The following is a 13,294-nucleotide window of genomic DNA, read 5'->3' on the forward strand; positions in this document are numbered from 1 at the left end:
CAGGAGCGCCGAAAGGTATCGGATTGTTTTGGAGCCGCTTATGTACCGCGCCGTCACGCGCAACATCGAAGTGCAGGTCAGGCCGTTTTACCTCGAGGACCGCTCTGATCCTTCCGAGAACCGCTATGTCTGGGGCTATCAGATAACGATCGACAACCAGTCGGACGAATTCGTGCAGCTTATGTCGCGTTATTGGCACATCACCGACGGTGCCGGCCGGGTCGAGGAAGTGCGCGGCCCCGGCGTCGTCGGCGACCAGCCCGAACTCAATCCCGGCGACAGCTATCAATACACGTCCGGCTGTCCGCTCTCGACGCCGTCAGGCATCATGGTCGGGCGCTATACGATGCGCAACAAGCGGGGCGAGACTTTCGATATCGCCATCCCGGCGTTTTCGCTGGATCTGCCGGGGACGAGGCGGACGGTGAATTGAAATAGTCTGGCGATTAGCGAAGTCCTCCCCGACAGCGTCTTTCTCCCCGTCGCTATACGGGGAGAAATGCCCGGCAGGGCAATGAGGGGCGGCGCCGAGCCCAGAAGATTATCTCCCATGCACGACAACGTCTGAGTGGTCCACGCACGGCTATTCGCCAAAGTTCGCGCTGCCCCTCATCCACCCTTCGGGCGTTCGTCGTTTGAAAAGCCAAGCAATTGGCTTTTCATCCGCCGTGCGGACCACTCCTCACCTCCCCGTGAACGGGGAGAGGAAGCTTCGTCATTGCGCCGCGAATTCCGCCGGATCGAAGTCGTACTGCGTCGAGCAGAATTCGCAGGCGACGTGGATGCCGCCATCCTCGGTGCTGTCCTTGATCTCCTGCGCGGAAAAACCCTCGAGGATACCGCGGATCTTGTCGCGCGAGCATGAGCACTGGTCGGCGACGGGGACGCCGCCGAAGACGCGCACGCCATGCTCGTGAAACAGGCGATAGAGCAGCCGCTCGGCGCCGATCGTCGGATCGATCAGCTCGGTCGGCTCGATGGTGCCGAGCAGCGCCAGCAGCTCCTGCCAGGAATTGTCGGCCGGATCGTGGATCTCCTCGCGCGGATCGCCATCGCCGCCGGGCAGGTCCGGAACGCGCATGCGCTCGGGTGACTGCGGCAGGAACTGCGCCAGGATGCCACCGGCGCGCCACTGTTCGCGCGCGCCGCCAGGACCCGGCGTCAACAGCTTGGCAACCGAGAGCCGGATATCCGTCGGGATCTGTTCCGACTGGCGGAAATAGGTGCGCGCCGCGTCCTCCAGCGTTTCGCCGTCGAGCTGGACGATGCCCTGATAGCGTTGCGTATGGGCGCCCTGGTCGATGGTCAGCGCCAGCACGCCGCTACCGAGCAGCGTCTGCTGGGACGTTTCGCCCGCCGAGACCAAAGCCTCCAGCCGGTCGGCGTCAAAGCGTGCATAGGCGCGCAACGCCGAGGGCGTGGAGAAATCCGCCACCAGCATGTCAACCGGCCCGTCGGTGCGGGTCTGCAGGATGAACTTGCCCTCGAATTTGAGCGAGGTGCCGAGCAGCACCGTCAGCACACAGGCTTCCGCCAGCAGACGGGCAACCGGCTCGGGATAGTCGTGGCGGCTGAGGATGGCGTCGAGCATCGGCCCGAGCTGCACGGTGCGGCCGCGCACGTCGAGCGGGCCGACCTCGAACGGCACGACATGATCGTCGCCAGCATAGCCGAACTCGCCGAGTTTGGGGTGATGTTCAGTCACTTGATGCGTTTCCAACATGACAAAGCTCCAGGGCGCGGCCATGCGACCCGGAGAGGCACATGCGTCCAAACGCGCTTGATTTGCGTGATGCGGCGCAGATAGGCATCGCGCGCCCGCAGATCAAGCGCCCAGACACTTCAAGCGCCCCGACATCTCAAGCCCCAAGACATCTCAAGCCCCAAGACATCTCAAGCACCAAGACACCAGGCAAGCACCGCCTTCTGGGCGTGGAGCCGGTTCTCGGCCTCGTCGAAGACCACCGAATGCGGGCCGTCGATGACTTCGTCCGTCACTTCCTCGCCGCGATGCGCCGGCAGGCAGTGCATGAACAGCGCATCCGGCTTGGCATGCGCCATCAGCTTGGCATTGACCTGGTAAGGCGAAAACACGTTGTGACCGCGGGCGCGATGCTCCTGGCCCATCGACACCCAGCAATCGGTGACGATGCAGTCGGCCTGGTCGACGGCTTCCTCGGGCGAGCGGGTGAAATGCAGCTTGCCGCCATGCGCCTTGGACCAGTCGATATGCTTCTGCGCCGGCTCGCTGCCTTCGGGCACGGCGACGTTGAGGTTGAAGCGGAACCGCGCCGAGGCTTCGAGCAGCGAATGCAGCACATTGTTGCCGTCGCCGGTCCAGGCGATGGTCTTGCCGGCCACCGGACCGCGATGCTCCTCGAAGGTCATGATGTCGGCCATCAGCTGGCAGGGATGGGTGTCGTCCGTCAGCCCGTTGATCACCGGAACGGTGGCATTCTCGGTCAGTTCCAGCAGTCGCTCATGCGAGGTGGTGCGGATCATGATGGCATCGACATAGCGCGACAGCACCTTGGCGGTGTCGGCGATGGTTTCGGAGCGGCCGAGCTGCATTTCGGTGCCGGTCAGCATGATGGTCTCGCCGCCAAGCTGGCGCATGCCGACGTCGAAGGAGACGCGTGTGCGCGTCGATGGCTTGTCGAAGATCATCGCCAGCACCTTGCCGTCGAGCGGCCTGGTGCGCTCGCCGGCCTTGAGGCGTGCCTTTCGCACCACCGCGTCGTCCAGCATGAAGCGCAGGTCGCCCTCGGAAACGGTGGAGAGATCGGTAAAATGGCGAACTGACATCAGCAATATTCCGGAATTACTTCGCGGCGGCCGCGGCGATGGCATCCGCCAGGCCTTTGGCACCAGCGCGGATGCGGTTGAGCGCTTCGTGGATCTCGGCGTCGGTGACGGTGAGCGGCGGCAACAGTCGAATGACGTTGTCGCCGGCCGGAACCGTCAGCAAATGCTGGTCGCGCAGCGCCATGTTCACCTTGGTGTTGGGCATGGCGCATTTGAGGCCAAGCATCAGGCCGGTGCCCCTGATGCCTTCGATGACATCGGGAAACTCGTCGGCGACCGCCGCCAGGCCTTGCTTCATCAGCAATGCCTTGCGCTGGACGTCTTCGAGGAAGCCGTCTTCCAGCACCACATCGAGCACGGCGTTGCCGACCGCCATCGCCAGCGGGTTGCCGCCGAAGGTGGTGCCGTGCACGCCCGACGTCATGCCGACCACGGCCTCGTCGGTGGCCAGGCAGGCGCCCATCGGGAAGCCGCCGCCAATGCCCTTGGCGATCGCCATGATGTCGGGTGTGACACCCGTCCACTCATGCGCAAACAACTTGCCGGTGCGGCCGATGCCGCACTGGACCTCGTCGAAGATCAACAGCAGGCCGTGCTGGTCGCAGAGCTGGCGCAGCCGCTTCAGGGACTGTGTCGGCACCGGGCGGATGCCGCCCTCGCCCTGCACCGGCTCGATCAGGATCGCGGCGGTTTCCGGCGTGATCGCCTTCTCGGCGGCATCGATGTCGTCGAAGCCGACCTGGTCGAAGCCTTCGACCTTGGGGCCGAAGCCTTCGAGGTATTTGTATTGGCCACCGGCCGCGATGGTCGCCAGCGTGCGGCCGTGGAAGGCACCTTCGAAGGTGATGACGCGGAAGCGCTCGGGATGGCCTTTGACGAAGTGGTAGCGCCGCGCCGTCTTGATCGCGCATTCCAGCGCTTCGGCGCCGGAATTGGTGAAGAACACCTTGTCGGCGAAGGTGGCATCGGCCAGACGCTCGCCAAGCCGGCTCTGCCCCGGAATCTCGTAGAGATTGGAGACGTGCCAGAGTTTTGCCGCCTGCTCGGTGAGAGCCGCGACCAGATGCGGATGGCTGTGGCCGAGCGAATTGACCGCGATACCGCCGGCGAAATCGAGATATCGCTCGCCCTTGTCGGTAACCAGCCAGGTGCCTTCCCCGTGGTCGAAGGCCAGGGGTGCGCGAGCAAAGGTCTCGTAAAGCGCCGAACCGCTCATTATATGCGTCTCCGGTACCGGAAAATCAAAAAAGCCGCCAAAGCGGCGGCCTTGTGCGGCTTATCGTGTTTTTCGGCCATGAAGTCAACGAAAACGTCACGTAGTGGCGCGCAATAAGCCCCCTAACTCGACGCCGGCTCATGAGCGACCGGGCAAGTTGGGGAAAACCGAAAAAACCGATTCGTGTTGCACTTGGAACTCTGTCACCGAGTCAGCGCATAAGGTAATTGTAGTCGAGAAATAACTAGATTTCGTGCGGCGGACCTAATCACCAGATATATGTGGTGTCTGCCCCAGCAAGGTTGCTGGGTCGGGAAGGGATTCCGATTGCGCACGCTTAGCAGGAGCGCGGTCTCATGAACTGGACTGACGAGCGGGTTGAACTTCTCAGGAAACTGTGGTCGGAGGGTCTGAGCGCAAGCCAGATTGCTGCCCAGCTTGGAGGGGTGAGCCGCAATGCCGTCATCGGCAAGGTGCATCGGCTGAAGCTGTCGGGCCGCGGCCGCGCAACGGCGACGCCGGCACGCCAGAAGAAGACGGCTCAGGGATCGACCGTTCAGAAATCGGTGGCGCGCGCCGCAAGCACGGCACGCCACGTCACGACTTCGATCGGTGCAACGGCCCTGCAGACCCAGTTTGATGCCGAGCCAGTCGCGCGCCATCATTATATCCGTCCGGTCGAAAATGTGGTGGTACCGATCTCACGGCATCTGCAGCTAGTCGAATTGACCGAGCGCACCTGCAAATGGCCGAACGGCGATCCGCTGTCGGAGGACTTCAATTTCTGCGGCAACGAGGCCGCCGAAACCGGTCCGTATTGCAAATACCACGCCCGCGTAGCCTTCCAGCCGGCAGCGGAGCGGAGGCGCAATCGCTGAGGGGAATAGGGCAGTAAGGCAGTAGGGCAATATGTTTTAGACGGCTGATGAGCGCCTTGTCTTAACCTACTGCCCTACTGCCCTACTGCCCTACTGCCCTACTGCCCTACCCTCACAGCCACCCATTCTTGCGGAACCGCCAGTAGAGAAACGAGCAGATCAGCGCGATCGTGGTCAGCACAATCGGGTAGCCATACTCCATCTTCAGTTCGGGCATGTCGGTGAAGTTCATGCCGTAGATGCCGGCGAATGCCGTCGGCACGGCCAGAATGGCGGCCCAGGAGGCGAGTTTCTTCGAGATCGCCGTTTCCTGGCTCTGACCGACCAGTAGGCTCGCCTCGAAGGCAAATGCCAGCACTTCGCGCAAACTGTCGATCTTTTCCTGGACGGTGCGGATGTGGTCGGTCACATCACGAAACAGCGGATGCATGGCGGTGTGGATCTGCGGCAGGTCGGCGCTGGTCAACCGGCGGCAGACCTCCACCAGCGGAAGCGCTGCATTGCGCAGGCGCAGGAGATCGCGGCGCAGCATATAGAGCCGTTCGATGTCGGGGCCGGTCATCGGCTTCAAAAGGACCTTGTCCTCGATCGCCTCGACCTCGTCCTCGATCTGTTCGAGCACGGGCATGTAATTGTCGACGATGAAGTCGAGAATGGCGTAGAGGACGAAATCCTCGCCCTTGGCCAGCGAATGCGGGCAGCTTTCCCAATGCTGACGCACGGCGGCGTAGGAGGTCGACGGGCCGTGCCTGACGCTGACGATGTAGCCCGAGCCGACGAACAGATGCGTCTCGCCGAAAGTCACCCGTCCTTCGATCAGCTGCGCGGTGCGAGCGACGATGAACAGCGCGTCGCCATATTGCTCGATCTTCGGCCGCTGGTGCGGATGCTCGGCGTCCTCGATCGCCAGCTCATGCAGATGGAACTGCGCCTTGACGCGCAGCAGGAGCTCGCGGTCAGGTTCGAGCAGCCCGATCCAGACGACGTGTCCCGATTTCTTGGCCCATTCGCCGGCTTCCTCGATCGGAATGTCGGCGATACGCTTACCGGCCGTGTAGACACTGGAGGCAATGATGCCTGATGTCGGCGCCGCGGGCTTGAACTCTCGGACATATTCCATCGTAGCCTCCGGAAAGCAGGGCCTTTATCAAGGCCTGAGAAGCTTAACGCCGGGATAGTTTAGCGCAATATGATCTGGCGTTCGAGAGGAACGTTCATTTCGCCGTCAGCGTCGCTGACACGCTGATTTTGTCCGTCTTGTCGCCTTTCGGCCGATCGGCCGGCATCTGGTCGCCGGTGACGATGTAATAGATGGTTTCGGCGATGTTGGTGGCATGATCGCCGATGCGCTCGATGTTCTTGGCGCAGAACAGAAGATGCGTGCAGGGCGTGATGTTGCGCGGATCTTCCATCATGTAGGTCAGCAATTCGCGAAACAGCGACGTGTACATGGCATCGATCTGGTCGTCGCGGTCGCGCACGAAGCCTATCCTGTCGACCGAGCGCGACGCGTAGACGTCGAGAACTTCCTTGAGCTGGGTCAGCGCCAGATTGGCCAGGGCCTCCAGGCCGCGGAACAGGCTGGTCGGCTGGCGGCCGTCGGTGACCGCGACCACCCGCTTGGCGACGTTCTTGCCGAGGTCGCCGACCCGTTCGAGGTCGGCGGAAATACGGATGGCGCCGACGATCTCGCGCAGATCCGTCGCCATCGGCTGGCGCTTGGCAATGATGATGATCGCCTTGTCGTCGATCTCGCGCTGCCCTTCATCGAGCACGGCGTCGTCGCGGATGACCTTCTGGGCCAGTCCCGGATCCGCATTGACGAGAGCAGCGACCGCCTGCTCGACCATGCGCTCTGCATGACCGCCCATCGCGGCGATGCGCTTGGACAGATACTTCAGCTCCTCGTCATAGGCGCTCATTATGTGCACGGACTGCATGGATGAATGCCTTCCCACGGTTTCTTGATCTTGAGTCGTTTCCTCGAATCCCCGCTGATACGCTAGCCGGATGACAGAAAAAAGAAACGGTCCCGTGGAAAACTAGGGCGATATCAGTGCGTCGGCAAATGAACCGAGAAGGCGGCGCCCTTGCCGACCTCCGACTTGATCGTCAGCCTGGCATTGTGACGCGTCAGGATGTGCTTGACGATCGACAGGCCAAGGCCGGTACCTTTCTGGGTCCGGCTGGTTTCGACGTCGATGCGATAGAAGCGCTCGGTGATGCGCGGAATATGCTCCTCCGGAATGCCGGGGCCGAAATCCCTGATGGTCACGTCGATGCCGGGTTCGGAACCGTTATCGGCGTGCGCGATCGACACCAGTACGCGGCCGCCCGACTGGCCGTATTTGCAGGCGTTTTCCAGAAGGTTCTCGAAAACCTGGAACAGCTCGTCGCGATCGCCAGGCACATTCAGAGGCCCCTTGGCGAAATCGCGCTCGATGGCAACGCTGTTTTCGCGGGCAAGCGGGGCCAGCGAGTCGATGACGCTGTCGACGGTCTGGCGCAGATCGACCTCTGTCCCAGGCTTCAGATAGGGCTTCATCTCCAGCCGCGACAGCGACAGCAGATCGTCGATCAGGCGCGCCATGCGGCCGGTCTGGTTTTGCATGATCTGCAGGAATTGCTCGCGCGCCGCCGGATCGTTGCGGGCCGGTCCCCGCAGTGTTTCGATGAAACCGGCGATCGAGGCGAGCGGGGTGCGCAATTCATGGCTGGCATTGGCGATGAAGTCGGCGCGCATGCGATCGATGCGCCGCGTCTCGCTCTGGTCCTTGAACACCAGCACATAGAGGTCGGTGCCGTGCCCGACGGAGGACGCGCTGACCCGGTAAGCCCGTTCGACCGGCAGCTTCTCGGTATAGTCGACGACATCCGAGGCGATCATGCCGGACAGCACGCTGTCGAGCAGGGTCTGCATTTCCGGCGCCCGGAATTTCAGCGGCAGCGACAGGCCCGGTGCGATCCCGCCAAAGGCGGCAAAGGCGGCGGCGTTGGCGTGAACGATGGTGGCGGCATGGTCGAAGATGATCAGCGGGTCGGCAACAGCCGCCGCCAGATATTCGCCCGACAGCCGCTGCAGGCCGATCGCCTCGATCGCGGCGGCACTCTCCGCGGATTGGCGCAAGCCCGTGGTCGGCAGCATCGCCGCTGCAAGCAACAGGAGCAGCGCCGGCACCAGCACGTAGGCGGAAATACCCGCAAAGGCAAAAGCGATCAGAACCGCGACGACCCCGGCCGCAAGCAGCCAGCGGATGTGCCACAGCCTGATGGCCAAGGTCTGCGCCACGCCTTTCTGCTCTGCATCCAGGTCAGTCATTCGCTCGCGCGCCCGCGCCCCATGCCGTCCCACCGGTCGTACGGCTGCGGAAACTTCCGCTGGACCGCTCCGCGCATGATCCCGAAAATCGGGAATCGATTTTCAGAAAGGATCACGCGCAAAATCAAAAGTGCTACAGCGTCCTTTGCGCGTCCAAACGGACGCGCGGCGCTGTAGTGGCTCCCGATAGCATGAGTCCGCAAGCTGGAAAGGGTTCGTCTCGATGAAAAAAGCCAAGGAAAGTTCCGCCGCGCCGGCTTCGGGTCCGCTGAAGATCAGGATCGACGGCAAGGAACGGGAATTCGACATCGAGAATCCCGAGCTTCCGGACTGGGTCGAGGACAACAAGCTGACCGCGGGCGGCTACCCCTACGACAAGAAGATGAAAACCGACGAGTATGACGAAACGCTCGAGAAATTGCAGATCGAGCTGGTCAAGGCGCAGGCATGGCTGCAGGCGACCGGCAAACGGGTGATGGCGCTGTTCGAGGGCCGTGACGCCGCCGGCAAGGGCGGTACGATCTTCGTGCTGCGCCAGTACCTCAACCCGCGCACAGCCCGCAACGTGGCGCTGACCAAGCCGACCCCCCACCGAGCAGGGACAATGGTACTATCAGCGCTATGTCGACCAGTTCCCGACGTCGGGCGAGTTCGTCACCTTCGACCGTTCCTGGTACAACCGCGCCGGCGTCGAACCGGTGATGGGTTTTTGCACACCCGAACAGCATGAGAAGTTTCTCGACGAGACGCCGCATTTCGAGCGGATGATCGTCAACGACGACATCCACTTCTTCAAATTCTGGCTGAACATCGGCCAGGAAACCCAGCTCGAGCGCTTTCACGATCGCCGCTACAGCCCGCTGAAGAGCTGGAAATTCTCGCCGATCGACGTCGCCGGCATCACCAAATGGGACGATTACACCAAGGTTCGCGACACCATGTTCGAGCGTACCCACAAGGAGTTCGCGCCATGGATCATCGTGCGGGCCAATGACAAGCGCCGTGCCCGGCTGGCGGTGATGCGGCGCATCCTGTTGTCGCTGCCCTATGAGGGACGCGATCTCGATATCGTCGGCAAGGAAGACAAGAAGATCATCGGCGAAGGGCCGTCATTCCTCGGCAAGGAAGGTTGATGTTTCCGCGCCGCGCGGCCATGGGCAGCGCGGCGCGGTATCTTCTTAATCGCTCAGGCCGCGAGCCGGGCGATCCGCTGCAGGCGGCGCAGCGTGGCGTCGTCCTGCAACGCCTGCTGGAACAGCGATATCTCCTGGTCGATGCGGTCGCACAGCGCGCCGGTGTTGCCCTTGAGCAGGCCGCGGGTCTGCAGCAAGGCGGCGACCGGCTTCTTGACGAGCTGCCTGGCCCGGCCGAGCGTCGCCTCCTCCACACCGTCATCCACGATCTCGGCGACGAGACCGAGCGCCCTGGCGTCCTCGGCATGGAGCGTGTCGCCGAGGCAGAAGAAGCGGAAGGCGCCGGCATAGCCGAGCTTCTGCGGTGCCAGGATGCTGGTCGCCGCGTCCGGCACAAGGCCGAAATCGACGAACGGCACCCGGAACGTGCTTTCATTCGAAGCGATCACCATGTCGCAGTGGAACAGGATGGTGCAGCCGACGCCGACGGCATCGCCATCGACGCAGGCGAGGATGGGCTTGGGGAATGTCGCCAGCGTGCGGAACAGGTCGGTGACGGCGGCGATCAGCTTCTGATGCTTGGTGGCGTCGAGAAATTCGGAAAAGTCGCCGCCAAGGCAGAAGCAGCCCGCCAGGCCACGCAGCACGACGACACGAACCTCATCATTGTCGGCGGCTTCATGGAACGTCCTGGCAAGGCTTTCATAGGCCCTTCTGTCGAGCACCGGCCGGCCGTCATTTGACGACACGGTGACGATCAGCGTGTGGTTGCGCAGTTCGGGTTGCGGGTGCGCGCCCATCGGCGATCTCATGACGCCCTCCTTTGGCCGAACATGTCGGGATATCCCCTGGCCAGAACGGGAGCATGGTGATTGCGGCGCGAACGCACCACGTCCAGCGTGTGCTCGTTGAAGGAGAGCAGCGTCGCCACGACCTGCTGATTGCCGTAGGTGCGCTGATAGCCCAGCGGCGTCGCCAGGAAATGCAGCTGCAAGGCGCGCAACACCCACATCGGCTCGAACTCGATGATCACCTTGTCGACGCCGCGCTTCAGCCCCCACTCGACGAAGCCGGCGATCAATTCGGTGCCGACGGTCGAAACGCCGCGACGGCCGTCGCGAAAACCGGCAGCCACCGCATAGCGGGTCAATTCCCAGATGTTTGGGCCCGATGGCGGCGTCCCTTCGGAAAGGTCGGTCAAAACCTCGGTCAAAAGATGGGGCCGCGTGGTCGGCAACATCCGTTGATAGCCGGCGACCTCGTTACCTCTGATGACGATCTGATGCACGGCCTCGTCATGGTCGAACTGATCGACTTCAAATCCGTCCGGGCGCCGCAGGTCCTCCCACCCCATCTCCTCGACAAATATCTGGTAGCGCAGACGATGGACGGCCTCCCAAAGGTCGGGACGTTCCATCAATTCTTGAGTTGTAAGACAAAAAAGCATTCCGTCGTCTCCTGGGTTTAAGAGGAAGATACGGCCGTGCTTTCTTGAGAAAATTGCGTGATCACGTAGGCAAGAAATTCTAGGTCGGCACGGCCGACCTAACTAATGTAGCCGCGCCTTATCGCTTCGGCGACAGCCTGAACCCGGTTGACGGCACCGAGTTTGCTTTTGGCGTTAAGGAGATGTTTCTCCGACGTGTGTTCGGAGATTCCGAGGATTTGAGAAATCTCCCATTCCGACTTGCCGACGGCGGCCCATTGCAGGCATTCGCGTTCGCGCGGCGTCAATTCGATATGGTCGATGGTCTTGGTCGCCATGGTGTGGAGTTGCATGGCGCGGCCGACGGCATAGGTCGAGACCAGCGACACCAGGCCGAACTCGGCGGCCGACAGTTCCACGGCCTCGCCACCCAGCGACACCATGACGATCTGGCCATCGAGCGTTATCAGCGGAAAGGCCAGCCCGTCGCGCAGCTTGAACGCGCCGGCGTCGCCCATCACTTCGCCGCTGCTCTTGTCGATGCGAATGCCCTGCGCGGCTTCGCGCCACTGGAATGGCGCCTGCAACTGCTTCATGTGGCTGACCACGGGGTCGTGATCGACATAGTTGCGCGCCACGTAGCGCTCCAGCCATTCGACAGGCCAGTCGCACAGCAGCACATGCTGCTTTTGCTGCCCGGTCGGCGTGCCCGGCTGCGGAACGGTTCCGGCCATCAGCGCGGTCAGACCGAAATCCGACGTTATGCCCAACAGCTTATCGCAAACCGCCGCCGCCGTTCCGGCGTGCTGCAGTTGGTCTATGTATTCCAGCGTACGATCGAACTGACCCATCGCAACATCAACCCCATGTTGCCTTATGCATTGAGATCAATGGTCCATGCATTGTCCGCACTTTGCCACCGACCGCGGATTGCAACGCGCTCATTTCCGGTTGTGGTTCTCGACCCTGGTCCCCCAACCAGAGTAGCCACCGCTGTTTGCAAACGCGCTAAAGCATACCCTGAAATCGGCGCGTTGAAATCAAAAACCATTGTGCCTGTACCATTTTCGTACCAAAACCTGTGCGAATACGAGTGCGGCGGAGTTCTATCGTGGCGTTCCAATGGAGGTCCCTGGTGCTGGCGTCGCTGCTGATCGCGGCGCTGCCATTGGCTGGCGGGCGCGCGGCGGAACCGCAGGTGCCGGTGTTGTGGGACGCCAAGGAACGGTTGCCGAAGCCCGATCTTTCGGCACTGCCACGCCTGCGCTTCCTGACGACCACGGATTTTCCGCCGTTCAATTTCCTCGACGGCGCGGGAAAACTGTCCGGTTTCCACATCGACCTGGCACGCGCCATCTGCGCCGAACTCGGCATCGTCGACAAATGCCAGATCCAGGCATTGCCCTGGGGCGAGCTCGAAGGGGCACTCGAAAAGGGCGAAGGCGAAGCCATCATCGCCGGCATCGCCGCTACGCCGCAATCGCGCCAGACATACGCCTTTTCGCGCTCCTATCTGCAGTTTCCGGCGCGCTTCATCATGCCGAAGAGCAAGGCGTTTGCAGAACCGATTTTCGACAAGCTGCGCAGCAAGCGCGTCGGCGTGCTCGCCGGCTCGGCGCATGAGCGCATGCTGCGCGACTATTTCAACACGGTCCAGATCGTCTCCTTCGACGGACCCGAAGCCCTCTACAGCGATCTCAAGGCGGGCAAGATCGACGCGGCGTTCGGTGACGGCATGCGCTTCGCCTTCTGGTTGGGCGGCTCGGATGCGGGCGGCTGCTGCCGCTTTGCCGGCGGTCCCTATCTGGCGCCCGAATATCTGGGCACGGGCATGGCCATCGCCACACGGGCGGACAATCCGGCGCTGGCCGCCGCGATCGATTACGCGCTGCAGGAGATTTCGATGAAAGGCACCTTCGCCGAATTCTACCTGCGCTATTTCCCGGTCAGTTTTTTCTAGGGGCTGTCCTGGCCAAGATTTTCAGGTCAAAGTGCGCAGCCGCGCCTTGGCCGCGCGGCCGATGGCGGCGACGGTCAGTGTGTCGAGATCGAGCTCACGACGGATCAGCTGCAGCACCCGGACCTCTTCCAGGCGCATTTCGAGATCGACGGCGGCCACTTCGAAGGCGGCGGCATAGGCGGTGTCGCGCAGGCGCTCCGGCAGGGCTTCGGCAACTTGCGCCAGGACACCCTCCAGGTCATCCTTTTCATGCAACAGCTTCTGACAAGCCTGGGCGACGGGAACCAGCCGATCCTGCTTGAAATCCTCGAACACCGGCCATGAACGGACAACGTCGCCGATCCGCGCCAGTTCGACATCGGTCATGTCGCGGTCGGAGGCCGAAGTGATGACCATCAGGTAGATCAGGGCTTCATGCGGGGTCGGCGACGGCATTCTTTACTCCTTGAACGGGCCTCGAAGGTAGGAACGAGGGCCAAGGGCCGCAAGGAAAAAGCGCTGCGCTCGTTGACGCTCCGGCCACGCACGCCTAGAGACCGGTTGAAAATCGACACTGC

13 protein-coding genes and 1 pseudogene are annotated in these 13,294 nt (G+C 62.3%); 4 read left to right on the forward strand and 10 right to left on the reverse strand.

What is annotated here, in order from left to right; all coding sequences use genetic code 11:
- The first annotated feature begins 40 nt into the window (after nucleotides 1-40).
- Nucleotides 41-433, forward strand: a complete 393-nt coding sequence (gene apaG, locus AC0V7N_RS35335) for a Co2+/Mg2+ efflux facilitator ApaG/CorD (RefSeq protein WP_475453531.1) — start codon at nucleotides 41-43, stop codon at nucleotides 431-433.
- A 282-nt stretch (nucleotides 434-715) separates the two neighbouring features.
- Here apaG and AC0V7N_RS35340 read toward each other — a convergent pair whose 3' ends face one another.
- From AC0V7N_RS35340 to AC0V7N_RS35350, 3 genes are all read right to left on the reverse strand, one after another.
- Nucleotides 716-1,747 carry an Hsp33 family molecular chaperone gene (locus AC0V7N_RS35340; protein WP_475453533.1) on the reverse strand — a complete coding sequence of 344 codons (1,032 nt, stop codon included), beginning with the start codon at nucleotides 1,745-1,747 and terminating at the stop codon, nucleotides 716-718.
- 146 nt (nucleotides 1,748-1,893) lie between these two features.
- Nucleotides 1,894-2,805 (reverse strand): ornithine carbamoyltransferase, encoded by a 912-nt coding sequence (gene argF / locus AC0V7N_RS35345; RefSeq protein ID WP_475453535.1) that lies wholly within the window; start codon nucleotides 2,803-2,805, stop codon nucleotides 1,894-1,896.
- Between the two features lie 16 nt (nucleotides 2,806-2,821).
- Complete coding sequence (locus AC0V7N_RS35350; RefSeq protein ID WP_475453537.1) at nucleotides 2,822-4,021, reverse strand: aspartate aminotransferase family protein; 1,200 nt, start codon at nucleotides 4,019-4,021, stop codon at nucleotides 2,822-2,824.
- 356 nt (nucleotides 4,022-4,377) lie between these two features.
- On the opposite strand from AC0V7N_RS35350, the gene AC0V7N_RS35355 reads away from it, so the two are divergent.
- Nucleotides 4,378-4,899: a GcrA family cell cycle regulator gene (locus AC0V7N_RS35355; RefSeq protein WP_027043472.1), complete on the forward strand. Its 522-nt coding sequence runs from the start codon at nucleotides 4,378-4,380 to the stop codon at nucleotides 4,897-4,899.
- Nucleotides 4,900-5,011: 112 nt separating this feature from the next.
- Here AC0V7N_RS35355 and AC0V7N_RS35360 read toward each other — a convergent pair whose 3' ends face one another.
- The 3 genes from AC0V7N_RS35360 to AC0V7N_RS35370 form a co-directional block, all read right to left on the reverse strand.
- On the reverse strand, nucleotides 5,012-6,019 hold the full coding sequence (locus tag AC0V7N_RS35360) for a magnesium and cobalt transport protein CorA (RefSeq protein WP_475453539.1): 1,008 nt from the start codon (nucleotides 6,017-6,019) through the stop codon (nucleotides 5,012-5,014).
- Between the two features lie 94 nt (nucleotides 6,020-6,113).
- Nucleotides 6,114-6,839 carry a phosphate signaling complex protein PhoU gene (gene phoU / locus AC0V7N_RS35365; RefSeq protein WP_475453541.1) on the reverse strand — a complete coding sequence of 242 codons (726 nt, stop codon included), beginning with the start codon at nucleotides 6,837-6,839 and terminating at the stop codon, nucleotides 6,114-6,116.
- Between the two features lie 113 nt (nucleotides 6,840-6,952).
- On the reverse strand, nucleotides 6,953-8,218 hold the full coding sequence (locus AC0V7N_RS35370; protein WP_475453542.1) for an ATP-binding protein: 1,266 nt from the start codon (nucleotides 8,216-8,218) through the stop codon (nucleotides 6,953-6,955).
- A gap of 223 nt (nucleotides 8,219-8,441) precedes the next feature.
- Here AC0V7N_RS35370 and ppk2 point away from each other — a divergent pair.
- Nucleotides 8,442-9,351: pseudogene (gene ppk2 / locus AC0V7N_RS35375) on the forward strand (polyphosphate kinase 2).
- 53 nt (nucleotides 9,352-9,404) lie between these two features.
- Here the strand turns inward: ppk2 and AC0V7N_RS35380 are convergent.
- The 3 genes from AC0V7N_RS35380 to AC0V7N_RS35390 all read right to left on the reverse strand — a co-directional run bounded on the left by AC0V7N_RS35380 (nucleotide 9,405) and on the right by AC0V7N_RS35390 (nucleotide 11,628).
- A complete protein-coding gene (locus AC0V7N_RS35380) occupies nucleotides 9,405-10,151 on the reverse strand; it encodes an enoyl-CoA hydratase-related protein (RefSeq protein WP_475460668.1) in 747 nt (248 codons plus the stop codon).
- Between the two features lie 8 nt (nucleotides 10,152-10,159).
- A complete protein-coding gene (locus AC0V7N_RS35385) occupies nucleotides 10,160-10,798 on the reverse strand; it encodes an acyl-homoserine-lactone synthase (protein WP_027043478.1) in 639 nt (212 codons plus the stop codon).
- Nucleotides 10,799-10,896: 98 nt separating this feature from the next.
- The gene (locus AC0V7N_RS35390) at nucleotides 10,897-11,628 is read right to left on the reverse strand and encodes a helix-turn-helix transcriptional regulator (RefSeq protein ID WP_475453546.1); all 732 of its coding nucleotides are present in this window, start codon (nucleotides 11,626-11,628) and stop codon (nucleotides 10,897-10,899) included.
- A 260-nt stretch (nucleotides 11,629-11,888) separates the two neighbouring features.
- Between AC0V7N_RS35390 and AC0V7N_RS35395 the strand changes: the two genes are divergently transcribed.
- Nucleotides 11,889-12,737, forward strand: a complete 849-nt coding sequence (locus AC0V7N_RS35395) for an ABC transporter substrate-binding protein (protein ID WP_475453548.1) — start codon at nucleotides 11,889-11,891, stop codon at nucleotides 12,735-12,737.
- A gap of 21 nt (nucleotides 12,738-12,758) precedes the next feature.
- Here AC0V7N_RS35395 and AC0V7N_RS35400 read toward each other — a convergent pair whose 3' ends face one another.
- Nucleotides 12,759-13,172: a tellurite resistance TerB family protein gene (locus tag AC0V7N_RS35400; protein ID WP_475453550.1), complete on the reverse strand. Its 414-nt coding sequence runs from the start codon at nucleotides 13,170-13,172 to the stop codon at nucleotides 12,759-12,761.
- Nucleotides 13,173-13,294 lie beyond the last annotated feature (122 nt).

Source organism: Mesorhizobium kamtschaticum, assembly GCF_056174585.1.